A 21,593-nucleotide genomic window follows, 5' to 3' on the forward strand; every position below is an offset into this window, starting at 1 on the left:
GATGGCGAAGATCGAGAAAGTCGAGCTTGCAATGGTCGATCTGGTGCCGAAGGTGAAGCGCACCGACGCGATCCAGAGTTTCGTCAGCCAGGAAACCCCGATCGTCACCATCACCGACGCCGACGGCGCGGTCGGCATGGGCTATTCCTACACGATCGGCACCGGCGGCTCTTCGGTGATGCGGCTTCTGGCCGATCACCTCGCGCCGCGCCTTATCGGCCAGGACGCCGACCAGATCGAGGCGATCTGGCACGACCTCGAATTCGCCACTCATGCCACCACCATCGGCGCCATCACGGCCATCGCGCTCGCCGCAATCGACACCGCGCTCTGGGACCTTCGGGCGCGGAAGCAGAAACTGCCGCTCTGGAAGCTTGCCGGCGGCGCCAAGGATCGCTGTCCGCTCTACACGACCGAAGGCGGCTGGCTGCACATCGAGACGGCAGCACTTGTCGAGGATGCGCTGGCCGCCAAGGCGAAAGGCTTCACTGGCTCCAAGGTCAAGATCGGCAAGCCGCATGGCTCGGAGGACTTTGAGCGGCTGTCGGCGGTGCGCAAGGCGGTCGGCGACGGCTACGAGATCATGACCGATTGCAACCAGGGTTTTTCCGTCGATGAAGCCGTCCGGCGCGCCGAGCGGCTGCGCGACCTCGACCTCGCCTGGATCGAGGAGCCACTGCCGGCCGACGACATCGACGGCCATGTGCGGCTGTCGAATGCGACCGCGACGCCGGTGGCGGTCGGCGAGTCGCTTTATTCGATCCGCCATTTCCGCGAATATATGCAGAAGGGCGGCTGCAACATCGTGCAGGTCGATGTCGGCCGCATCGGCGGCATTACGCCTTGGCTGAAGGTAGCGCATATGGCGGAGGCCTTCGACATGCCTGTCTGCCCGCATTTCCTGATGGAATTGCATGTCAGCCTGGCCTGTGCTGTGCCGAACGGCAAATATGTCGAGTACATTCCGCAGCTGGATGAGTTGACGGGCAAGAAGATGGCGATCGAGAACGGCCATGCGCTGGCGCCGAGCGAGCCTGGCCTCGGCATCGACTGGGATTTCGATGCGCTCCAGGCGCGCAGCATCGCCGAGTTCAGCGTCACCGTCACCGAACGGAGGAACTGAGATGCAGCGAATGGGCATGGTGCTTGGCCTCAAGCCGCAGAAGGTCGAGGAATATGTGCGCCTGCACGCCGCCGTCTGGCCGGATGTGCTGAAGATGATCTCCGCCTGCAACATCAAGAACTACTCGATCTACCTCAAGCGGCCGGAGAACCTGCTGTTTTCCTATTTCGAGTATCACGGCACCGACTACGCCGCCGACATGGCCAAGATGGCTGCGGACCCCAAGACCCAGGAATGGTGGGCGCTCTGCATGCCCTGCCAGGAGCCCTTGCCGACCAGGCAGGAGGGCGAATGGTGGGCGATGATGGATGAAGTCTTCCACCATGACTGACGCCTTCGACCCTCGATTGCTGGTGCAGGCCTGGCCAAGGCCTGCGAAGCCGCGCCCGATCGTCACCTTCGGCGCCGGCTCGATCGTTGGCGACGCGCATTTTCCGGCCTATCGCAAGGCCGGCTTTCCGGTCGCCGGACTCTACGATCCGGACGAGGCCAAGGCGCAGACGCTGGCCGAGAAATGGGGCGTGACGGCGTTCCGCTCGGTGGACGAGGCGGCCGCCGTCAAGGATGCGATCTTCGATCTGGCAACGCCGCCCGGCCGGCACGCCGAGGTGCTGAAGGCCCTGCCTGATGGTGCGGTCGCATTGATCCAGAAGCCGATGGGCAACTATCTCGGCGAGGCGACCGAGATCCTCGACATCTGCCGCGCCAAGAAACTCAGGGCGGCGGTGAACTTCCAGCTCCGTTTCGCGCCGATGATGCTGGCGCTTAAGGACGCGATCGCCAAGGGCTGGCTCGGCGAGGTCGTCGATTTCGATGCCTGGCTGGCGCTCGCCACGCCGTGGCAGCTCTGGGAATTCCTGCTCAAGGCGCCGCGCGTCGAGATCGCCATGCATTCGATCCATTATCTCGACCTGATCCGGCAGCTCCTCGGCGATCCCAAGGGAGTGCACGCCAAGACGCTCGGCCATCCCAACCACACGGTCGCGCAGACCCGCACCAGCGCCATTCTCGACTATGGCGACAGGGTGCGCTGCGCGCTCTCGATCAACCACGACCACAAGTTCGGACGCCGGCACCAGGCCTGCGAGTTTCGCATCTGCGGCACCGAGGGTGCCGCCTACGTCAAGCTCGGCCTCAATCTCGACTATCCGCGCGGCGAGCCCGACGTGCTGGAGATCTACCCCAAAGGCGGTTCCGACTGGGTCCGCGTGCCGCTCACCGGTGAATGGTTCCCCGACGCCTTTGTCGGGCGCATGGCGAATGTGCAGCGCTTCGCGTCCGGGGAAGACAACGAGCTGGTCAGCTCTGTCGAGGATGCCTGGAACACGATGGCGCTGGTGGAAGCCGCCTATCGATCGAGCGCCGCGCCGGCGACGCCGCTCGCGGAAAAACCGTAGGGACGAGATGGAACAGGTCGCCTATTTCGAAGATTATGAGATCGGCTCGTCGCGGCTGACCAGCGGCCGCACCATCACCGAGACAGATTTCGTCGTCCATGCCGGCCACACCGGCGATTTCTTTCCGCATCACATGGATGCCGAGTTCATGAAGACGACGCCCTTCGGCCAGCGCATCGCGCATGGCACGCTGGTGTTTTCCGTCGGCGTCGGCCTGACGGCTAACGTCATCAACCCGGTCGCCTTCTCCTACGGCTATGACAGGCTGCGATTCATCAAGCCGGTCTTCATCGGCGACACGATCCGCACGCGCACGACGATCGCCGCAAAAGAAGACGATCCGAAACGGCCAGACTCAGGGCGCGTCATCGAGCGTGTCGAGGTCATCAACCAGCGCGACGAAGTCGTACTCGCCGCCGATCACATTTACATCGTCGAGCGGCGTCCCCGACTCGGCTGAAAGACGGAGACAAAAACAACATGGCTGATCTGACGGGAAAGGTCGTTGTCGTTACCGCAGCGGCGCAAGGCATCGGTCGTGCAAGCGCGTTGGCTTTTGCCAAGGCCGGCGCGATAGTTCACGCCACCGACATCAACGATGCGGTTCTGGCCGAACTCGGCAAGACGCCTGGCATCAAGACCCGAAAGCTCGATGTGCTGAGCGACGATGCCGTCAAGGCGGCCTTCGCTGAGATCGGCCGCGTCGACGTGCTGTTCAACTGCGCCGGCTTCGTCCATTCCGGCTCTATCCTCGAGATGAAGGATGAGGACCTTGGCTTCGCCTTCAATCTCAATGTGCGCGCCATGATCCGCACCATCCGCGCGGTGCTGCCCGGCATGCTGGAGCGCGGAGATGGCGCGATCATCAACATGGCGTCGGTGGCGGGCGCGCCGAAGGGCGTGCCCAACCGCTTCGCCTATGGCGTGACCAAGGCGGCCGTGATCGGCCTGACCAAATCGATCGCCGCCGACTATGTCGCGAAAGGTATCCGCTGCAACGCGATCTGCCCCGGTACGGTGGAGAGCCCCTCGCTCGAAAGCCGCATGCGCGCCCAAGGCGACTATGAGGCCGCGCGCGCGGCCTTCATCGCCCGCCAGCCGATGGGAAGGCTGGGCACGGCGGAGGAAATCGCCGATCTTGCCGTCTATCTTGCCGGCGCGACCTACACGACCGGACAGGCCTATAACATCGACGGCGGCTGGTCGATCTGAGGCCGAGCTGTTCGCAAGGCAGGTTGAGGCGCGGCATTACAATTGCGAGGCATGAATGACCAAGATCACGAACCTCAGAACTTTCGATCTGCGCTTCCCGACGTCGCAGAGTCTCGACGGTTCGGATGCGATGAACCCCGACCCGGATTATTCGGCGGCCTATGTCGTCCTCGACACCGATACCGAAGGGCTTAGCGGCCATGGGCTCACCTTCACCATCGGCCGCGGCAACGAGATCTGCTGCGCGGCAATCGAGGCGCTGCGCCACCTGGTCGTCGGTCTCGACCTCGATTGGATCAAAGAGGATCCCGGCCGCTTCTGGCACCACGTGACCGGCGACAGCCAGCTGCGCTGGATCGGACCGGACAAGGGCGCGATGCACCTCGCCGTTGGCGCCGTGGTCAATGCGGTTTGGGATCTGTGGGCGAAAGAGGCCGGCAAGCCGGTTTGGCGGCTGGTCGCCGAGATGAGCCCGGAAGAGATCGTGCGCATCGTCGACTTCCGCTATCTCACCGACGCAATCACGCCGGCCGAGGCGCTGGAGATTTTGAAGAAGGCCGAGGCCGGCAAGGCCGAACGCATCGCCACGCTCGAGCGCGAAGGCTATGCCTGTTACACCACCTCGGCCGGCTGGCTCGGCTATCCGGACGACAAGCTGCGGCGGCTCTGCCAGGAAGCGGTCGACGAAGGCTTCAACCACATCAAGCTCAAGGTGGGCCGCGACCGCGCCGACGACATCCGTCGCCTGCGGATCGCCCGCGAGGTGATCGGTCCGGACCGCTACCTGATGATCGACGCGAACCAGGTCTGGGAGGTCGACCAGGCGATCGACTGGCTGCGCGACCTCGCCTTCGCCAAGCCCTTCTTCATCGAGGAGCCGACCAGCCCGGACGATGTCGCCGGCCATGCGAAAATCCGCAAGGCCGTGGCGCCGATCAAGGTGGCGACCGGCGAGATGTGCCAGAACAGGATCATGTTCAAGCAGTTCATCGCCGGCGGCGCCATCGATATCGTGCAGATCGATTCCTGCCGCATGGGCGGGCTGAACGAAGTGCTTGCCGTCCTGCTGATCGCCGCCAAGTTCGGCCTACCGGTCTGGCCGCATGCCGGCGGCGTCGGCCTGTGCGAATATGTCCAGCATCTGTCGATGATCGACTACGTCGCTGTGTCAGGCACCAAGGGCGGTCGGGTCATCGAATATGTCGATCACCTGCATGAGCATTTCCTCGAGCCCTGTGTCATCGAGAATGCGGCTTACATGCCGCCGACAGCACCCGGTTTTTCTATCGAGATGAAGCCGGATTCCATTGCCGCCTACAGATATCGCGGTTGAGAAAGCAATGCCGTGACGCAGATCTGATCGCCTGCGTCACGGCTCGCATTCAACCGCTCAGCGCCGCGTAATTTGGCACGATCCGCGTCAACCGACCTCGACGGCGATCACCGAGGCACAATCGCCTGCCTTGATCAGGCCCGGGAAGTGCCGCGCGGCAAGCAGACCCGACATTCTTGCCTTGATTTCTTGTGGCGCGACGCCGGTTCGGCCGACCGAATGGATGCGCGCCACGACTTGGCCCTCATCTACTTTGTCGCCGAGATCGACCATGGTTTCGATCATGCCGTCTTCTTCGGCGAAGGTGAAGCAGTCGCCCGAGGGCATGTCGAGCCACCGGGTTCTGCCCTTCTCGACCGCGCCAGAGATAATGCCGGCATGGCGCAGCACATTGACGATGCCGCGCCGGGCGATGCGCACCGTCTCAGCCCGGGCCGTGCCGCCGCCGCCGAGCTCGGTGGTGACGAAGACCTTGCCCATCTCTTCGGCCGCCGTGTCATACATGCCGACCGTATCGATCTCGGTCATGCGCATTGAGAACGGTGCCGAGAAAGCCTCGACCGCGGCGAAGGCCTTTTCTTCCTGCGCCTTGTCCGGCAGCGTGTGCGCGGCGCAGAACGGCACGAAGTCCAGCGTCTTTCCGCCGGAGTGGAAGTCGAACACGATGTCCGCCCGCGGCAGCAATTCGCGCTGGAAATAGTCGGCGATCTTCTCCGTCACCGTGCCGTCCGGCCGGCCGGGGAAGCTGCGGTTCATGTTGCCCTTGTCGATCGGCGAGGTGCGGGTGCCGGCCCGGAAGGCCGGATAGTTCATCGCCGGTACGATGATAACCGTGCCGGTAACGTCCTTCGGGTCGAGCGTGCGGGCGAGCTCGTAAAGAGCAAGCGGCCCCTCATATTCGTCGCCGTGATTGCCGCCGGTAAGCAGCGCCGCCGGCCCTTTGGCGTTGCGGACGACGCAGATCGGGATCGTCACCGAGCCCCAGGCGGAATCGTCGCGGCTGTAGGGCAGGCGCAGGAAGCCGTGCTGGACGCCGTCGCGTTCGAAGTCGACGGTCGGCGTGATCGGCGATGGACGCAGAGCTGACATTGCCTCAATCCTTCACGAACAGCTTGCGCGGCACATTGGCCAGGCATTCGACACCGGCCTCGGTGATCAGGATCGACTCGGTGATCTCCAGTCCCATCGTCTCCAGCCAGAGACCGGTCATGAAGTGGAAGGTCATGCCGGGCTTGAGCTCGGTGCGGTCGCCGGGGCGCAGGCTCATGGTGCGTTCGCCCCAGTCCGGCGGATAGGAGATGCCGATCGGGTAGCCCGTGCGGTTGTCCTTGACGATGCCATACTTCTTCAGCACCGCGAAGAAGGCATTGGCGATGTCCTCGCAGGTGTTGCCGGGCTTGGCGGCGGCAAGGCCTGCCTCCATGCCTTCGAGCGTCGCCTTCTCGGCGTCGAGGAAGGCCTGCGTCGGCTTGCCGAGGAAGACGGTGCGCGAAAGCGGGCAATGATAGCGGCTGTAGCAGCCGGCGATCTCGAAGAACGTGCCCTCGCCCGCTTTCATCGGCTTGTCGTCCCATGTGAGATGCGGCGCCGAGGCGTCGGCGCCCGACGGCAAGAGCGGCACGATCGCCGGATAGTCGCCGCCGATGCCCTCGACGCCGCGCGTGCCGGCATCGTAGATCTCGGCAACCAGATCGCATTTGCGCATGCCGACCTCTATTCTGTCGACGATGCGCTGGTGCATCGCCTCGACGATGCGCGCGGCCTTGCGCATGTAGTCGATCTCGGTCGGGCTCTTCACGGCGCGCTGCCAGTTCACCAGCGCGGTGGCGTCGACGAAACGGGCATTGGGCAGGTGCTTCTGCAGCGAGGCGAAGGCAGCCGCCGAGAACCAGTAATTGTCCATCTCGACGCCGATAGTGAGCTTGTCCCAGCGACGTTCCGCCAGCACGCTGGCGAGGTAGTCCATCGGGTGGCGTTCGGTCGACTGCACATAATGGTCGGCGTAGCCGATGATGTTGTCATGGGCGAGATAGGCGGTGCGCTTGGCGCCGTTGGCGTCCTGGCCGCGGCCATACCAGACCGGCTCGCCCGAAGGCGGCACGATGACCGCCTGATGCACATAGAAGGACCAGCCGTCATAGCCGGTCAGCCAGGCCATGTTGGAGGGATCGCTGACGATCAGCAGGTCGACCCCCTTGGCCTCCATGGCTTTCCGCGTCTTGGCGAGGCGGTCGGCAAATTCGCTTCGCGAGAATTTCAGGTTTGGCTGCATCGTTCTTGGTCCTCGTTTGTTGGGCCTAGCCTGTTTCAACTTCGTTGAATCCGGCTCGTCTATTTCTTGTTTGAGCGCGATCTTTTCGGAAACCGGTTCCCACCTTTCCGGATCACGCTTTGGCCAGGTATCAGCTTTCGAAAACGGTTCCGGCATTGGCCGCCCGCGCGCGGTCGCGGGCTAAAGTGGCGATCGCGGTGTCCTGCACGCCGGTGCCGGTAAGGTCGGCGATGGTAATGTCGTCGGCCGAGCGTCGGCCGTGCCTTTTCCCGGCGATGATCTGGCCGAGTTCGGTGACGTCCGCGTCGGCCGGCATCACGCCTGCCTCGATCGCGTGATGGAGCTCGCCAAGACGGCGCGTCTGCTTCGCGCTGTCGGCTACATAGAGATCGGCCATGCGAAGGATCGCCGGCGCGATCTCGTTCTTGTGCTCGGCATCCGAGCCCATGGCGGTGATGTGCTGGCCGGCCGAGACGAACCCGGCCTTGATCAGCGGCTCGGTCGAAGGCGTGGTGGTGACGATGATGTCGGCATCTGCCGCCGCCTTCGCCGCGTCCGGCTCGGCACGCACCATGATGCCAAGCTTTTCACGCAAGCGGGCGGCGGTCGCCTCGGCCTTGGCGGCGTCGCGCGCCCAGATGCGCGCCTCTTCGATCGGCCTGACGAGACGCAGCGCTTCGAGTTGCAGGCCGGCCTGCACGCCGGCACCGAAGATCGCCGCGACCTTGGAGTCCGCCCGCGACAGATGCTTGGCCGCGACCGCGCCGGCAGCGGCTGTGCGGATGTCGGTGAGGTAGCCGTTGTCGAGCAGCAGCGCCTCGACAAGTCCGGTCTTGGCCGAAAGCAGCACCATCATGCCGTTGACGCTGGGCAGGCCCAGTTTCGGATTGTCGAAGAAGCCGGGGCTGATCTTGATGGCGAAGCCATCGATGCCGGGCACATACGCGGTCTTCACATCGACCTCGCCGCGATGCTCGGGAATGTCGAGCCTCAAGATTGGCGGCATCGCCACCGGCAGCGTGGCTAGAGCACGGAAGGCATTCTCGACGCAGGCGACGGCGTCGAGATCGAGCGTCACGATCTTGCGCAGTTCCGCTTCGGTGAGGATGGTCATGCGGCTCATGCGGCGCTCTCCTCCAATGCTGCATCGCCGCAGACGATGCGGCGATGCAGGCTCATGTCGATATTGCGGCCGGACAGGATGAGGACGGTGGGGCCTTGCGGCTTCACCTTTCCGGCAAGCAGCGCGCCGATGCCGACGGCGCCGGCGCCCTCGACGATCTCGCGCTCCTGTTCATAGGCATGGCGGATGCCGGCGGCGATCTCGTCCTCGGAAAGCAGGACAACGTCGTCGAGAAGACTACGGCACATGGCAAAGGTCAGCCGGTTGTCAAGGCCGATGCCGCCGCCGAGCGAGTCCGCCAGCGTCGGCTGTTCCTCGACCTGCACGGGGCGACCAGCATCGAGGCTCGCCTTCATCGCGGCGCCTCGCGCCATCGAGATGCCGAGGACTTTCGTGCCAGGGCTCACGCCCTTGACGGCCGCCGCGACGCCGGCTGCCAATCCGCCGCCGGAGAGCGGCACCAGCACGCTTGCGGCGTCCGGCACCTGTTCCATGATCTCCAGCCCCAGCGTGCCTTGCCCGGCGATGATGTCGGGATGGTCGAAGGGCGGCAGCATGACGAGCCCTTCCTCCGCCACCAGCCTGTCGACTTCCTGCTGGGCATCGTCCTGGCTGTTGCCGACGATGCGGATATCCGCGCCGAGGCGGCGGATGGCGTCGAGCTTGTTCTCGGGCACCAGCTTCGACATGCAGATCACTGCGCGCATGCCTTCGAGCTTGGCCGCATGCGCGAGCGCGCGGCCGTGATTGCCGGTCGACGCGGCGACGACGCCGCGCGATCTTTGCTCCGGGCTCAACGCAGCAATCGCATTGGACGCGCCGCGCAGCTTGAACGCGCCGGTGGTCTGATGGTGCTCCAGTTTCAGATGGATGGGATGGCCGGTGCGGTCCGAGAGGCTTTGCGACTGAACGACGGGTGTACGCTCGACCTTGCCGGCGATATTTTCGCGCGCAGCGCGAATATGCTGAAGCGTGACGTCCATTTCGTTCACTGGCATTTCGATCACTGGCATTTCGATCACTGAGCCAAGGGCAGTGTCATCAACCGGCCGAACTGCGGCCGCGGCGCGTCGTCGCCGCAGAGCCGCAGGCAGTTCCAGGCGCTGGCCTGGTTGCTGGTGACGACCGGGCGCCCGGTCGCCTCTTCAATGCCGGGAACCGCGAGCGCTGCACGCAGGGCCGTGCAAGAGATGAACAGCGCATCGGCCTGCGCATGCATGGCCTTGCGCGCCCGCTCGATGAGCGAAGCCGGCGTGATCCGCGCCATCTCGCGGTCGTCCTCGAAGCCCAGGCAGGTGAAGCTCAAGATATCGAAACCGTGCGTGGCGAAATAAGTTGCCATCGGCCGGCTGGTCTCGACGGAATAGGGCGTGAGAATGCTGATCCGCTTCACCCCAAAAGCCTTCAGACCGCGCACGCCGGCCATGGGCGGCGTGACCACGGGAACGTTAGGTTTGGCCGCCTGGATCGCGGCCTCGACCTCGGCGTCGCCGATCACCACCGAGGCCGATGTGCACGAGTAGCAGACGGCGTCGAGCGGCTCGTCGGGCAGGATCAGCGCCGCGCCCGCCGAAAGCGACGGCTGCATCTTGCGCAAGTTCTCCGGCGTCGTCGGATTGGCATAGGGAATGCGCGCGACATAGACGCCGATCCGCTCGCTCGCCACCATGCGGCGGAAATCGACCTCGCTGGTGTGGTCGGTAGCAAGGGTGATCAGCCCGACGCGTTTTTCGAGCGGACGCGCATCGAGGGCTGGCCGGGTCGATGCCAGCCGGATTTCGGGAAGCGGTTTCATGACTCTCATCTTTCGATCCTGCCGTAACGATGCTCCAGCCAGCGCAAAAGCACGACGGAGCAGAGGCTGATGACGAGGAAGAAGGCACCGACCAGCGTCATCGGCTCGACGTAGCGATAATAGCTGTTGGCGACGCTCTTGGCCTGGTTCATCAGCTCCAGCACGGTGATTGCCGAAAGCAGCGGCGTCTCCTTGAACATGGCGATGAAGTAGTTGGCCAGGGCTGGTATCATCGGCGGGATCGCCTGCGGCAGGATGACATGGGTCCAGGTATGATGGCCGCTCAGGTTGCAGGCCTTGGCGGCCTCCCACTGGCCGCGCGGCACATTGTCGATGCCGGCGCGATAGACCTCTGCCGTGTAGGTGCCGTAGTGCAGGCCAAGCCCGATGACGCCCGCCACTAGCGGCGGCAGCAGGATGCCGAAATCGGGCAGCACGTAGAAGATGAAATAGAGCTGCACCAGAAGCGGCGTGCCGCGGATGAACTCGGCGAACCAGCCGACGCTGCGCGACACCGCCCGGTTCGGCGAGCGCCGCGTCAGCGCGATGACCAGGCCGACGATCGCCGCCAGGATCGAGCCGAGCACAGTTGCCAAGATCGTGATCTTCACGCCCTGGATCAGGGTCGGCATGATCTCGCGGACGAAGTTCCAATCCCAATCCATCAGACACGCACTCCGTCGAGGCCGCGCGCCATGCGGCGCTCCAGCGAACGCACGCCCCAGGAGATGATCAGCGCCAGCACGAAATAGATGACGAGAACGGAGACGAAGGGCATCAGCGTGCTGCCCGTCTGAGAGCGCACCACCTGTGCCTGGAAGGTGAGGTCGGCGAGCGAGATCAGCGACACGACCGAGGTCGCCTTGAGCAATTCGATGGCGTTGTTGCCGAAGGTCGGCAGCATGACCAGCAGCGCCTGCGGCAGGATGACATGGCGCATGCCCTGCCAGCGGCCGAGGTTCAGCGCCGTGCATGCCTCGTACTGCTCGTGGCCGATCGACAGGATGGCACCGCGCACGACCTCGGCGGCATAGGCGCCGACATTCAAGCCGAGCGCCAGCACACCGGCCTGCAGCGGCGTCAGCGACAGGCCGACAAAGGGCAAGACGAAATAGGCCCAGAACAGTTGCACGAAGATCGACGTGCCGCGGAAGAACTCGATATAGGTCGTGGCCAATGCGCGCACGATGAAGAAGCGCGAAACGCGCCCTAGGCCGGCGAGGAAGGCCATGACCAGCGCAAGCACCGATCCCATCAGCGTCAGCTCGACGGTGACAAGGGCTCCCTGCAATATCAGGCCGAGATAGCCGGACCACTGGGTCATCTAGGTTCCAACGTTTGCATTCTTGGTCCCTTCTCCCCGTTTACGGGGAGAAGATGCCGGGAGGCAGATGAGGGGCAGCGCGAACCTGCGAACATACGGCGCAGCCCCTCATCCGGCCCTACGGGCCACGTTCTCCCCGTTGAACGGGGAGAAGGAAGAAGTCGCGACCTACTTCGCCGCGCAGAGCTTCTCGCGCGTCGTCGACATCGCCGCCTTGGCCGAGAAGCCGTAGGGCTCGATGATCTTGGCGAACTCGCCGGATTTCTTCATCTTGGCGAGCTCGACGTCATAGGCGTCGCGCAGCGCTTCATCGCCCTTCTTGAAGGCGGCGCCGTCGCAATAGACCGGCGCGCCCTGCACCGGGGCGATCACTTCGAGGTTCGGATCGTTGGCCTTCTTGATGAGGTCGTTGATCGACAGAACGGGGAGCGAATAGGCGTCGATGCGGCCGTCCTGCACCATCTTGAGGCCGCTCTGCCCGTCCGGCACGACGATGACGCGATCGCGCGGCACGCCGGCGGTGAGCGCCAGCTTCTCCTCGGTGCCGCCGCCCGGCGCGCCGACGGTGGCGGAACTATCCTTGGCGATGTCGGCATAGCTCTTGAAGCCCTTCGGATTGCCCTTCTTCACCAGCATCGCCTCGGCATCGCAAAGCACCGGCTCGGAATAGGCGACCGCCGCGCAGCGCTCCGGCTTCATGAACAGGCCGGCGGTGACGACGTCGAAGCGGCCGGCTTGCAGGCCGGGGATCATGGCGCCGTATTCGGAGATGGAGGCGACGATGTCGTTGACGCCGAGGCGCTTGAAAATCTCGCGCGCCACGTCCGGCGCGGCGCCCGAGACCTTGCCGTCGGCGGCCACCGCCGTGTAGGGCGGCTCGTTGGCAATGGCGACGCGGGCGAAGCCTTGCCCCTTCAGCTGCTCCAGCTTGGCGTCGTCCGCGGAACGCGCACCGGAGGCGACCAACACCGCGGCCACTGCGAGGCCGGCGACGCCAGCCAGAATGCCAAGTTTCTTCATCGTTCCCAACTCCTTGTTTCTATCTTCTTGGTTTGCTCAGTTCTGGGCGCTCAGGCCCCGAGGACGACTCTGTCGCCTCTGCATAGCGGTTAGACGCGATGTCCGGCCGCGATGATCTTCTTCAGGAAGCCTTGCGTTCGTTCCTGCTTGGGATGGCGGAAAATCTCGTCGGGCTTGCCTTCCTCAACGATCTTGCCGCGGTCGAAGAACAGCACCCGGTCGGCGAAGTCGTGGGCGAAGCCCATCTCGTGCGTGACGAGCAGCATCGTCATGTCCGTCTCGGCGGCAAGCTTGCGCATGACGTTCAGCACCTCCTCGACCAGCTCGGGGTCGAGCGCCGAGGTGACCTCGTCGAACAGCATGATCTTGGGCGACAGCGCGAGCGCCCTGGCGATCGCCACGCGCTGCTTCTGGCCGCCGGAAAGCTGCGCCGGCATCGCCTTCGCCTTGTCGGCGAGCCCCACCATGTCGAGCAGTTCCATCGCCCGCTTCTCGGCGGCGACCCGCGAGACACCCTTGGTCAACATCGGCGCCAGCGTCACGTTGTCCATGACGCATTTGTGCGGAAACAGATTGAAGAGCTGGAAGACCATGCCGATCTTCTGGCGCATCTTGGCCAAGTGCCGCTCGTCGGCCGGCAGCAGCTGGCCGTTGCGCTCCATGTGATAGAGCTGCTCGCCTTCGATCTGGATATGGCCGCCGTCGATCTTCTCCAGCGTCATCAGGATGCGCAGGATCGTCGTCTTGCCCGATCCGGACGGGCCGATCAGCGCCAGCTTCTCGCCTGGCATGACCTGCATCGACAAACCGTCCAGCACCTTGAAGGTGCCGAAGCTCTTCGAAATCGCATCGACCTTGATGATGGGCGCGGGCAATCCATTTCCCCGTTCTGGAGAAGCCTATGCCCTTAACGATGCGAAACGCGTCAAATCATGTCAATTGGGAAAATAATATCATGACAATATTTCCGACGCGGCACAATTTCAGGGCAATCTGCGCTCCGCTTGTGCCTCAGATGGCGAGCAGAAGATGCTCCGGGTCGCCAAGCAGGAGCTTGGCGACAACGCTCAAGCCCGCGCGCAGTTCCCCCTCGGTGGTCGATCCGAGCGAGATACGGATCGCGGGATGCCAGGGCGTGTCCGCGATGCGGAACGAGGTGCCGGGCGCTATCGCCACCCCGCGCAGGCGCGCCTGCGCGACAAAGCTCTCCTCGGCCCGGTCGCCCGGCAATTCAAGCCAGAGATGCAGCCCGTCCCGATGGCAGCGATAGTCGACGCCAGCGAGCACCTCCGCGGCGATCTCCTGCCGGCGTCTCAGCGCACCGCGCTGCCATTTGACCAGCTCCATCGCCGTGCCGTCGTTCACCCAGCGCGTCGCGATCTCCGCAACCATCGGCGTCGCCATCCAGTTCGAGACGAGGTGGCGGTTGGCGACGGCGGCGACATAGCGGTCCGGCACGGCGAGGTAGCCGATGCGCAGGCCAGGCACGACGATCTTGGTGAAGGAGGTGACATAGAGCGTCCGCTCGGGAGCGAAGGCGGCGACGGCCGGCGGGCGGCCTTCGACCAGCGGCCCAAGCACGTCGTTCTCGATGATGGCGATGTCATGCTTGCGCGCGACCGCGGAGATCTGCTCGCGCCGGGCCGCGTCCATCAAGGTAGCCGTTGGGTTGATCACCGACGGCTGGACGAAGACGGCGCGGATGTCCGACAGACGGCAGGCCTCGTCCAACGCCTCGGGGATCAGGCCGTTGTCGTCGATCGGCAGTCCTTCGAGGTTGAAGCCGAGATAGCGGGCCAGCGGCACCAGCGTGTGGTGGCCGATCGCCTCGGTGGCGACGGTGGAGCCAGGCGGCGCGACGCTCATCAGCGCCACCGTCATGCCGGCCGTGGCGCCATTGGTGAGGCAGATGTTCTGCGGCGACGCGTCGAGGCCACAAAGCTTCAGCCATTCGACCGCCACCGCGCGATGGCGCGGGAACACCATGTTCGGCCGGAACGACAGCGCCGAGCTCGACGGCAGGTTCTCGGCGAGCCACCCCAGCGCCTGCTTGAGCTTCTCCAGATGCATCGGCTCGCAGACCGGCTTCAGGATCGAAAGGTCGATGACCTCGCCCAGTCGTTCCGGAAGGTAGGGCGGATCCGGCTCGCGGCGCTGCGTCTGGACGAAGCTGCCACGGCCGACCTCGCCGGAGATCAGGCCGCGGCGGATCAGTTCCTCATAGGCGCGGCTGACCGTCTGCACCGAAAGTTTCAGATCGTCGGCAAGGCGGCGATGCGTCGGCAGCCGCGCGCCGTTGGCGAGCCGCCCGTCATGGATGGCGCGCGCGAACTGATCGGCCAGCGAGAGGTAGGCCGGGCGGCGGATGAGCGCCGGATCTGGCTGCCATAATGTCATGACTTATTAGAGATCGAAATCAGTGCAATTGACAATCGAAATAATGCGTCGTCATGGTGTCTTGGACAGAAAACGGGAGCCGGCATGGCGGCAGCGAAACTCGACCCGATCGATCTCAAGATCCTGGACGCGATCCAGCGCGACGGCCGCATCACCAAGCTGGCGCTGGCCGAGAAGGTCGGCCTGTCGCCGACGCCCTGCTGGATGCGGCTGCGCAAGCTGGAGAAGGCCGGCATCGTTTCCGGCTACCACGCAGCAGTCGCCATGCGCATGATCGCGCCGGTGGCGACCGTGCTGATGGAAGTGACTTTGGGCAGCCACCGCCAGGCCGATTTCGACCGTTTCGAGCGGGTCGTCCGCGACATCCCCGAGATCGTCGCCTGCTGGTCGGTCGGCGGCGGCGTCGATTACATGCTCAAGGTCATGGCCCGCGACATCGACGCCTATCAGCGGCTGGTCGACGCCCTACTGGAACGCGAGATCGGCATCGACCGTTACTTCACCTATATCGTCACCAAGACGGTGAAGGAGGAGACCGTGCTGCCGGTGGCCGATCTGCTGCCGGGACAAGTGTGAGGCCCCTCATCCGACCAGGCTGGCGCCAGCGCTGGCGCCCTCTCCTCTCCCCTCGGGGAGAGGTCGGATTGCCCCGAATTGCCCTTCGCAATTCGGTTGGCAATCCGGGTGAGGGGGATGATCCCGCCTCAGCTGCGGCGCACGTCTGAGGCCAGGAGAGAGATCGTCCTGCCCTGCCTCCGAATAGAGACAATCTCTCTACAACCGGCTGCCGAAACAGCCTCTCTGTCTCAGTCGCGCGGCTATTCTCTCCACATCGCCTTGGTACCGGGAGACAAATGATGTCCGCGCATTTTGCACGCCCACACCGCCACGAAGCACTTGACCGTCTTGCCGATCGCCGGCTGCTGCGCGATCTCGGCTATGTCGACGGCCATTGGACGGCCGGCGACTCGGCCGCAAGCTTCGAAGTCACGGATCCCGCCACTGGCGCCACCGTGGCCTTCGTCGCCGCGCTCGATGCAAAACAGACGACACAGGCGATCGACGCGGCTTCCCGCGCCCTGCCGTCGTGGCGCTCGGCCCTGCCGCAGGAGCGCTCGAGGATTTTGCGAAAATGGTTCGAGCTGATCATTGCCGCCAAGGACGACCTGGCGCTGCTGATGACGCTCGAACAAGGCAAGCCGCTGAAGGAGTCGCTTGGCGAGATCGACTACGCCGCTTCCTTCATCGAGTGGTATGCTGAGGAGGCAAAACGCCTCAATGCCGAAAGCGTCACCAGCCATCTGCCCAATGCGGAGATGACCGTGCGCCGCGAGCCGCTTGGCGTCGTCGGCGTCGTCACGCCATGGAATTTTCCGTCCGCCATGCTCACCCGCAAGGCCGCGGCGGCACTTGCCGCCGGCTGCACCGTGGTGGCGCATCCTTCCTCCGAAACCCCGCTGTCGGCGCTGGCGCTGGCCGAGCTCGGCGAGCGCGCCGGACTGCCGGCCGGCGTGTTCAACGTCGTCACGGGTGATGCCCGCGCCATCGTCGGCGCGATGTGTGCTGATGCCAGGATCCGCGCCATGAGCTTCACCGGTTCGACCGAGGTCGGCAGGCTGATCGCCGCGCAGAGCGCGCCGACCATGAAGCGGCTGGTGATGGAGCTCGGCGGCCACGCGCCGCTGATCGTGTTCGACGATGCCGATATCGACAAGGCGGTGACGATCGCGCTCGACGCCAAATTCGCCACCTCCGGCCAGGACTGCCTGGCCGCCAACCGCATCTATGTGCAGCGCCAGATCTACGACCGGTTCTGCGCCGCTCTCGCCCGCCGCATCGAGCGGCTGCGCACCGGCAACGGGCTTTCCGCCGATGCCGATATCGGACCGCTGATGCATGAGCGCGCCGTCAAGAAGGTGGAGGAGCAGGTAGCCGACGCGCTCGCACGCGGCGCGCGCTGCCTGACCGGCGGCAAGCGCCACGCGGCCGGGCCGCTGTTCTACCAGCCGACGCTGCTCGTCAATGTGCCGGACGAGGCGGTGATCATGCATGAGGAAACGTTCGGCCCGGTCGCTGCCGTGACGCCGTTCGACGACGAGGCGGAAGTCGTCGCCCGCGCCAACGCCACCGAATATGGCCTCGTCGCTTATGTCGTCACCGAGAACGGCGCCCGGCAGGCGCGTATCGGTCGTGCGCTGGAATACGGCATGGTCGCGATCAACAGGGTCAAGATCACCGGCGCGCCGATCCCCTTCGGCGGCGTCAAGCAGTCCGGCATCGGCCGCGAAGGCTCGCGCCATGGCCTCGAAGCCTTCACCGATCTCAAATACCTCTGTCTCGACGTGGCGTAAGGGCCACCCGAGACCGCCTTCAAGGAGTAGAAAAATGCTCGAACAATCCAACGAACTCTCGGCCTGGGATCGCGACCACTTCTTCCATCCTTCGACGCATATGGGCACGCATGCGCGCGGCGAATCGCCGGCGCGCATCATGGCCGGCGGTGAAGGCGTCACCGTCTGGGACAACACCGGCAAGAAGAGCATCGATGCCTTCGCCGGCCTCTATTGCGTCAATGTCGGCTATGGCCGCGAGAAGATCGCCGATGCGATTGCCGAGCAGGCGAAGAACCTTGCCTATTACCACGCCTATGTCGGCCACGGCACCGAGGCCTCGATCACCCTCGCCAAGATGATCATCGACCGCGCGCCGAAAGGCATGTCGAGAGTCTATTTCGGCCTTTCGGGTTCCGACGCCAACGAAACCAACATCAAGCTGATCTGGTACTACAACAACGTTCTCGGCCGTCCTGAGAAGAAGAAGATCATCTCGCGCTGGCGCGGCTATCACGGCTCGGGCGTGATGACGGGCTCGCTGACCGGGCTCGAGCTTTTCCACAACGCCTTCGACCTGCCGCGCGCGCCCATCATGCACACTGAGGCGCCCTATTACTTCCGCCGCGCCGACCGCTCGATGAGCGAGGACCAGTTCTCCCAATATTGCGCCGACAAGCTCGAAGAGATGATCCTCGCCGAGGGCCCGGACACGGTCGCCGCCTTCATCGGCGAGCCGATCCTCGGCACCGGCGGCATCGTGCCGCCGCCGGCGGGCTATTGGCAAAAGATCCAGGCCGTACTGAACAAGTACGACGTGCTGCTCGTCGCCGACGAGGTGGTGACCGGCTTCGGCCGTCTCGGCACGATGTTCGGCTCCGACCACTACGGCATCAAGCCGGACCTCATCACCATCGCCAAGGGCCTGACCTCGGCGTACGCGCCGCTCTCCGGCGTCATCGTCTCCGACAAGTTCTGGCAGGTGCTGGTCCAGGGCTCGGACAAGCTTGGCTCGCTCGGCCACGGCTGGACCTATTCGGCACATCCGATCTGCGCGGCGGCTGGCGTCGCCAACCTCGAGCTGATCGACGAGCTGGATCTGGTGAGGAACGCCGGCGAGACCGGTGCCTATTTCCGCGCCGAGCTTGCCAAGGCCGTTGGTGGCCACAAAAATGTCGGCGAGGTGCGCGGCGACGGCATGCTGTCGGCGGTCGAGTTCGTCAAGGACCGCGACGATCGCGTCTTCTTCGATCCGGCGCTTAAAGTGGGACCGCAGATCGCCACGGCGCTAGCCGCGAGCGGCGTCATCGGCCGCGCCATGCCGCAGGGCGACATCCTCGGCTTCGCGCCGCCGCTCTGCCTGACGCGCGAGGAGGCCGACACGATCGTCGCCAAGACCGCCGATGCGGTGAAGAGCGTATTGGCCAGCATCTGAGAAGCAACATGAATGCCATGACAAGAACCGTTCCAGCTACGATGGCCGCCGTGCAGCTTACCGGCCATGGCGGCCTGGAGAAGCTCGTCTACCGCACCGATGTGAAGGTGCCTGCGCCGGCTGCCGGCGAAGTGCTGGTCAAGGTCAGCGCCTGCGGCATGAACAACACCGACGTCTGGGTGCGCCAGGGCGCCTATGGCACGGAAGAGGACGCGGCCGCGGTGTCGACCTGGCGCCGGCAAGGCAACACGCTGACCTTCCCGCGCATCCAGGGCGCCGACACGGTCGGCACCATCGTTGCCGTCGGTGACGGCGTGTCCAAGGATCGCATCGGCGAGCGGGTGATGGTCGACTTCTCCATCTACAACCGCGACGACGATTCGCTCGCCGACATCGACTATATGGGCCACGGCCGCGACGGCGGTTATGCCGAATACCAGACCTTGCCGGCCGAGAACGCGCATGTCGTCGACACCGACTTGAGCGATGTCGAGCTCGCCACCTTCTGCTGCGCCTATCTCACCGGCGAGCAGATGCTGGAGCGTGCAGGCCTGAAGGCCGGCGAGCGGGTGCTGGTCACCGGTGCCTCCGGCGGCGTCGGCTCCGGTATTGTGCAGCTGGCGCGGGCGCGCGGCGCCATTCCCTATGCGGTCGTCGGCGGGGGCAAGGAACAGGCCGTGCTCGACATAGGCGCCGAGAAGGTGATCACGCGCGGCGTGGCCGACCTGCCGGCCGCCGTCAGCGAGGCAACCGGCGGCCAACCCATCGACGTGGTCGCCGATCTTGTCGGCGGCGCGATCTTCAACGACCTGCTGCGCATCCTGCGTCCTGAGGGCCGTTACACCACGGCCGGTGCCATCGCCGGGCCGGTCGTGCAGCTCGATCTGCGCACCATGTACCTGAAGCAGCTTCAGCTCCATGGTTCGAGCCAGGGCACGCGGGCGGATTTCCGCCGCATCGTGCGCTACATCGAGGAGAAGAAGATCAAGCCGCTGGTCGGCGGCGTCTACAAACTGTCGGACTTCCACCGCGCCCAGACCGATTTCATGGCCAAGGATTTTGTCGGCAAGCTGGTGGTGGTGCCGGACGCAGTGGCGAACGCGGGCGGCCACGGCGGTCGATAGCCGCCGCTGGGCTGGGCCTTCATGGTCAGCCCTTGCGCTCCTGCAGGATGTTGCCGCCATCCACGACGAGAACGGCGCCGTTGACATAGCTGGCCCCGTCGGACGCCAAGAACAAGACGGCGGCGGCGACTTCTTGAGGTGTGCCGGCGCGCCCAAGCGGCGTGTTTTGCGCGGCAACAAGCTCTTCCGGCGTCGAGGCGCCGGTCGCGATCCAGCCCGGCGCCACGGCATTGACGGTGACGCCGCTGCGGCCGACCTCCAGGGCAAGCGCATGCGTCAGCCCGACCATGCCCGCTTTGGCGGCGGAGTAGGCGGCCTCGCCTTCATTGGAGACATAGGGGCCGGTCACCGAAGCCATGTTCACCACGCGGCCATGGTCGCGCTGAACCATGCCGGCCAGAAACCCTCGCGTGCTCAAAAACGCGGTCTTCAGGCTGACATCGATGCCCCGGTCCCAATCGCTTTCGCTGAGGTCGAGAAATCGCCGCTGCAGCGCCGGCTGGGCGATCGTGCCCATCCCGGCATTGTTGACGAGGATGTCGATCTCGCCGACCTCCGAACAGAGCCGCTCGACATCCGCCGCGCGCGTCAGGTCGGCCACCACGGCGCGGACATCGAGCCCATCCGCCCGCAGCTCCTCGGTGCGCTGCTCGACGCGTTGCGACGAGGCGGTGATGGTGACCGCAAGGCCGGCTTCGCCGAGAGCCCGCGCCACGGCCACGCCGATGCCGTCGGCCGCGCCCGCACCGGTTACCAGTGCCTTGCGGGATTTGCGAAATATGGTCATGGACCCTCCAGGCGATGACGCCGGCGCCGCAATTCAGTAGCCGGCACTTACGCCGAAATCGATCGAAAGCACGGCTCCGGTGATTGGCGCCGCGCTTGGCTGGCAAAGATAGTGGATGAAGGCAGCGATCTCCTCCACCGTGATGAAGCGCGCTCTCTGCCCTTGTGGGTAGTGCCCGAGAAGCTTCCGCTTGTAGCCGTCCGGGTCGTCGCCGCCATAGGTCCTCGCCTGATACTCGATCATCGGCGTCGCCGTGTCGCCGGGGCAAACGGCGTTGACCCTGATGCCGTGCGGGGCAAGCTCAAGGGCGAGGGCCTTGGTCAACAGCACCAGACCGCCCTTCGAGGCGCAATAGACCGCCGCGCCGTTGTTGCCGACGATGCCTGCGTCGGACGCAATGTTGATGATGACCCCCTGCGCAGCCGACAGATGCGGAATGGCCGCCGAGATCAGGAAGAATGCGCCTTTGAGGTTGACGTCCAGGACCAGGTCCCATTGCTCCTCGCGGACCTCGCTTGCCGGTCCCTCGAGCCAGACGCCTGCGGCGTTGACGAGAACGTCCAGGCCGCCTCCCCAGTCACGGGCCTTGTCCACCGCTTCGCGGCAGGCGGCAACGGAACGGATATCGAGCGGCAAGCCGATCGCCTTCGCGCCGGTCGCGGCAATCCTGGCCACGGCGTCGTCGAGTTTGGCCCCGGGAAGGTCGGCAAGCGCGATCCGCTCGCCGTCGGCCGCAAGGCGAAGTCCCGTCGCAAGACCCATTCCTCCGGCACCGCCCGCGATCAGGACCGTTCTTGCAGCCATTCGCTAACCTCCGCAAAACATCGCCGCCAATACATGCGAACCATGTCCAGCAGCGATGTCGCATGCACCACGTCGGATAAACGATGATCCCAGGAGGTTCGGCCCTGCGGCCCGCGA

Annotated in this window: 22 protein-coding genes; 10 read left to right on the forward strand and 12 right to left on the reverse strand. The window is 64.9% G+C overall.

Annotation, left to right across the window (positions count from 1 at the left end):
* Position 1: 1 nt before the first annotated feature.
* The 6 genes from RFN28_RS03545 to RFN28_RS03570 are packed head-to-tail and all read left to right on the forward strand — an operon-like array spanning position 2 to position 5,065.
* Positions 2–1,123, forward strand: coding sequence for a mandelate racemase/muconate lactonizing enzyme family protein (locus RFN28_RS03545; protein ID WP_320285988.1), 1,122 nt, complete (start codon positions 2–4; stop codon positions 1,121–1,123).
* A 1-nt stretch (position 1,124) separates the two neighbouring features.
* On the forward strand, positions 1,125–1,454 hold the full coding sequence (locus tag RFN28_RS03550) for an L-rhamnose mutarotase (protein WP_320285989.1): 330 nt from the start codon (positions 1,125–1,127) through the stop codon (positions 1,452–1,454).
* Complete coding sequence (locus tag RFN28_RS03555) at positions 1,447–2,520, forward strand: Gfo/Idh/MocA family protein (protein WP_320286168.1); 1,074 nt, start codon at positions 1,447–1,449, stop codon at positions 2,518–2,520. Before RFN28_RS03550 ends, RFN28_RS03555 begins: the two co-directional genes overlap by 8 nt.
* A gap of 7 nt (positions 2,521–2,527) precedes the next feature.
* A complete protein-coding gene (locus RFN28_RS03560) occupies positions 2,528–2,980 on the forward strand; it encodes a MaoC/PaaZ C-terminal domain-containing protein (RefSeq protein ID WP_320285990.1) in 453 nt (150 codons plus the stop codon).
* Positions 2,981–3,000: 20 nt separating this feature from the next.
* Positions 3,001–3,732, forward strand: a complete 732-nt coding sequence (locus RFN28_RS03565; protein ID WP_320285991.1) for an SDR family oxidoreductase — start codon at positions 3,001–3,003, stop codon at positions 3,730–3,732.
* Positions 3,733–3,787: 55 nt separating this feature from the next.
* Entirely contained in the window at positions 3,788–5,065 is a 1,278-nt protein-coding gene (locus tag RFN28_RS03570; protein ID WP_320285992.1) for an L-fuconate dehydratase, read from the forward strand.
* 87 nt (positions 5,066–5,152) lie between these two features.
* On the opposite strand, the gene doeB is transcribed toward RFN28_RS03570, so the two are convergent.
* From doeB to ehuR, 10 genes are all read right to left on the reverse strand, one after another.
* Positions 5,153–6,154: a N(2)-acetyl-L-2,4-diaminobutanoate deacetylase DoeB gene (gene doeB / locus RFN28_RS03575; protein ID WP_320285993.1), complete on the reverse strand. Its 1,002-nt coding sequence runs from the start codon at positions 6,152–6,154 to the stop codon at positions 5,153–5,155.
* A 4-nt stretch (positions 6,155–6,158) separates the two neighbouring features.
* Entirely contained in the window at positions 6,159–7,337 is a 1,179-nt protein-coding gene (doeA, locus tag RFN28_RS03580) for an ectoine hydrolase DoeA (RefSeq protein ID WP_320285994.1), read from the reverse strand.
* 130 nt (positions 7,338–7,467) lie between these two features.
* Positions 7,468–8,460 (reverse strand): cyclodeaminase, encoded by a 993-nt coding sequence (locus tag RFN28_RS03585; protein ID WP_320285995.1) that lies wholly within the window; start codon positions 8,458–8,460, stop codon positions 7,468–7,470.
* Entirely contained in the window at positions 8,457–9,473 is a 1,017-nt protein-coding gene (eutB, locus tag RFN28_RS03590) for a hydroxyectoine utilization dehydratase EutB (RefSeq protein ID WP_430677149.1), read from the reverse strand. The genes RFN28_RS03585 and eutB overlap by 4 nt, the downstream gene beginning before the upstream one ends.
* Before the next feature lie 5 nt (positions 9,474–9,478).
* On the reverse strand, positions 9,479–10,255 hold the full coding sequence (gene eutA / locus RFN28_RS03595) for an ectoine utilization protein EutA (protein WP_320286170.1): 777 nt from the start codon (positions 10,253–10,255) through the stop codon (positions 9,479–9,481).
* 5 nt (positions 10,256–10,260) lie between these two features.
* Positions 10,261–10,920 (reverse strand): ectoine/hydroxyectoine ABC transporter permease subunit EhuD, encoded by a 660-nt coding sequence (gene ehuD, locus RFN28_RS03600; protein ID WP_320285996.1) that lies wholly within the window; start codon positions 10,918–10,920, stop codon positions 10,261–10,263.
* Positions 10,920–11,579: an ectoine/hydroxyectoine ABC transporter permease subunit EhuC gene (gene ehuC, locus RFN28_RS03605; protein ID WP_320285997.1), complete on the reverse strand. Its 660-nt coding sequence runs from the start codon at positions 11,577–11,579 to the stop codon at positions 10,920–10,922. Before ehuC ends, ehuD begins: the two co-directional genes overlap by 1 nt.
* Positions 11,580–11,747: 168 nt before the next feature.
* The gene (gene ehuB, locus RFN28_RS03610) at positions 11,748–12,599 is read right to left on the reverse strand and encodes an ectoine/hydroxyectoine ABC transporter substrate-binding protein EhuB (RefSeq protein WP_320285998.1); all 852 of its coding nucleotides are present in this window, start codon (positions 12,597–12,599) and stop codon (positions 11,748–11,750) included.
* Between the two features lie 89 nt (positions 12,600–12,688).
* Complete coding sequence (gene ehuA, locus RFN28_RS03615) at positions 12,689–13,474, reverse strand: ectoine/hydroxyectoine ABC transporter ATP-binding protein EhuA (RefSeq protein ID WP_320285999.1); 786 nt, start codon at positions 13,472–13,474, stop codon at positions 12,689–12,691.
* Positions 13,475–13,610: 136 nt separating this feature from the next.
* Positions 13,611–14,996: a MocR-like ectoine utilization transcription factor EhuR gene (gene ehuR, locus RFN28_RS03620; RefSeq protein WP_320286000.1), complete on the reverse strand. Its 1,386-nt coding sequence runs from the start codon at positions 14,994–14,996 to the stop codon at positions 13,611–13,613.
* A gap of 84 nt (positions 14,997–15,080) precedes the next feature.
* Here ehuR and RFN28_RS03625 point away from each other — a divergent pair, with 84 nt between their 5' ends.
* From RFN28_RS03625 to RFN28_RS03640, 4 genes are all read left to right on the forward strand, one after another.
* Complete coding sequence (locus RFN28_RS03625) at positions 15,081–15,572, forward strand: Lrp/AsnC family transcriptional regulator (RefSeq protein WP_320286001.1); 492 nt, start codon at positions 15,081–15,083, stop codon at positions 15,570–15,572.
* Between the two features lie 281 nt (positions 15,573–15,853).
* Positions 15,854–17,347 (forward strand): NAD-dependent succinate-semialdehyde dehydrogenase, encoded by a 1,494-nt coding sequence (locus tag RFN28_RS03630; RefSeq protein ID WP_320286002.1) that lies wholly within the window; start codon positions 15,854–15,856, stop codon positions 17,345–17,347.
* Between the two features lie 34 nt (positions 17,348–17,381).
* Positions 17,382–18,761, forward strand: coding sequence for an aspartate aminotransferase family protein (locus RFN28_RS03635; protein WP_320286003.1), 1,380 nt, complete (start codon positions 17,382–17,384; stop codon positions 18,759–18,761).
* A gap of 8 nt (positions 18,762–18,769) precedes the next feature.
* Positions 18,770–19,885: an alcohol dehydrogenase family protein gene (locus tag RFN28_RS03640; protein WP_320286004.1), complete on the forward strand. Its 1,116-nt coding sequence runs from the start codon at positions 18,770–18,772 to the stop codon at positions 19,883–19,885.
* Positions 19,886–19,910: 25 nt separating this feature from the next.
* On the opposite strand, the gene RFN28_RS03645 is transcribed toward RFN28_RS03640, so the two are convergent.
* Together RFN28_RS03645 and RFN28_RS03650 are read right to left on the reverse strand one after the other, a co-directional pair.
* Positions 19,911–20,672 (reverse strand): SDR family oxidoreductase, encoded by a 762-nt coding sequence (locus tag RFN28_RS03645; RefSeq protein WP_320286005.1) that lies wholly within the window; start codon positions 20,670–20,672, stop codon positions 19,911–19,913.
* 33 nt (positions 20,673–20,705) lie between these two features.
* Positions 20,706–21,476, reverse strand: a complete 771-nt coding sequence (locus RFN28_RS03650; RefSeq protein WP_320286006.1) for an SDR family NAD(P)-dependent oxidoreductase — start codon at positions 21,474–21,476, stop codon at positions 20,706–20,708.
* Positions 21,477–21,593 lie beyond the last annotated feature (117 nt).

Source organism: Mesorhizobium album, assembly GCF_033977205.1.
GTDB lineage: Bacteria > Pseudomonadota > Alphaproteobacteria > Rhizobiales > Rhizobiaceae > Mesorhizobium > Mesorhizobium album.

What these genes read in the sequence shown, in the direction of transcription:
- doeB (WP_320285993.1), bottom strand. Translation starts at nt 6,154, where the DNA reads ATGTCAGCTCTGCGTCCATCGCCGATCACGCCGACCGTCGACTTCGAA.
- ehuR (WP_320286000.1), bottom strand. Translation starts at nt 14,996, where the DNA reads ATGACATTATGGCAGCCAGATCCGGCGCTCATCCGCCGCCCGGCCTAC.
- eutB (WP_430677149.1), bottom strand. Translation starts at nt 9,473, where the DNA reads ATGCCAGTGATCGAAATGCCAGTGAACGAAATGGACGTCACGCTTCAG.
- RFN28_RS03560 (WP_320285990.1), top strand. Translation starts at nt 2,528, where the DNA reads ATGGAACAGGTCGCCTATTTCGAAGATTATGAGATCGGCTCGTCGCGG.
- RFN28_RS03550 (WP_320285989.1), top strand. Translation starts at nt 1,125, where the DNA reads ATGCAGCGAATGGGCATGGTGCTTGGCCTCAAGCCGCAGAAGGTCGAG.
- doeA (WP_320285994.1), bottom strand. Translation starts at nt 7,337, where the DNA reads ATGCAGCCAAACCTGAAATTCTCGCGAAGCGAATTTGCCGACCGCCTC.
- ehuC (WP_320285997.1), bottom strand. Translation starts at nt 11,579, where the DNA reads ATGACCCAGTGGTCCGGCTATCTCGGCCTGATATTGCAGGGAGCCCTT.
- RFN28_RS03650 (WP_320286006.1), bottom strand. Translation starts at nt 21,476, where the DNA reads ATGGCTGCAAGAACGGTCCTGATCGCGGGCGGTGCCGGAGGAATGGGT.
- RFN28_RS03565 (WP_320285991.1), top strand. Translation starts at nt 3,001, where the DNA reads ATGGCTGATCTGACGGGAAAGGTCGTTGTCGTTACCGCAGCGGCGCAA.
- RFN28_RS03630 (WP_320286002.1), top strand. Translation starts at nt 15,854, where the DNA reads ATGTCCGCGCATTTTGCACGCCCACACCGCCACGAAGCACTTGACCGT.
- ehuB (WP_320285998.1), bottom strand. Translation starts at nt 12,599, where the DNA reads ATGAAGAAACTTGGCATTCTGGCTGGCGTCGCCGGCCTCGCAGTGGCC.
- RFN28_RS03555 (WP_320286168.1), top strand. Translation starts at nt 1,447, where the DNA reads ATGACTGACGCCTTCGACCCTCGATTGCTGGTGCAGGCCTGGCCAAGG.
- ehuD (WP_320285996.1), bottom strand. Translation starts at nt 10,920, where the DNA reads ATGGATTGGGATTGGAACTTCGTCCGCGAGATCATGCCGACCCTGATC.
- RFN28_RS03640 (WP_320286004.1), top strand. Translation starts at nt 18,770, where the DNA reads ATGAATGCCATGACAAGAACCGTTCCAGCTACGATGGCCGCCGTGCAG.
- eutA (WP_320286170.1), bottom strand. Translation starts at nt 10,255, where the DNA reads ATGAAACCGCTTCCCGAAATCCGGCTGGCATCGACCCGGCCAGCCCTC.
- RFN28_RS03625 (WP_320286001.1), top strand. Translation starts at nt 15,081, where the DNA reads ATGGCGGCAGCGAAACTCGACCCGATCGATCTCAAGATCCTGGACGCG.
- RFN28_RS03545 (WP_320285988.1), top strand. Translation starts at nt 2, where the DNA reads ATGGCGAAGATCGAGAAAGTCGAGCTTGCAATGGTCGATCTGGTGCCG.
- RFN28_RS03645 (WP_320286005.1), bottom strand. Translation starts at nt 20,672, where the DNA reads ATGACCATATTTCGCAAATCCCGCAAGGCACTGGTAACCGGTGCGGGC.
- RFN28_RS03585 (WP_320285995.1), bottom strand. Translation starts at nt 8,460, where the DNA reads ATGAGCCGCATGACCATCCTCACCGAAGCGGAACTGCGCAAGATCGTG.
- RFN28_RS03570 (WP_320285992.1), top strand. Translation starts at nt 3,788, where the DNA reads ATGACCAAGATCACGAACCTCAGAACTTTCGATCTGCGCTTCCCGACG.
- RFN28_RS03635 (WP_320286003.1), top strand. Translation starts at nt 17,382, where the DNA reads ATGCTCGAACAATCCAACGAACTCTCGGCCTGGGATCGCGACCACTTC.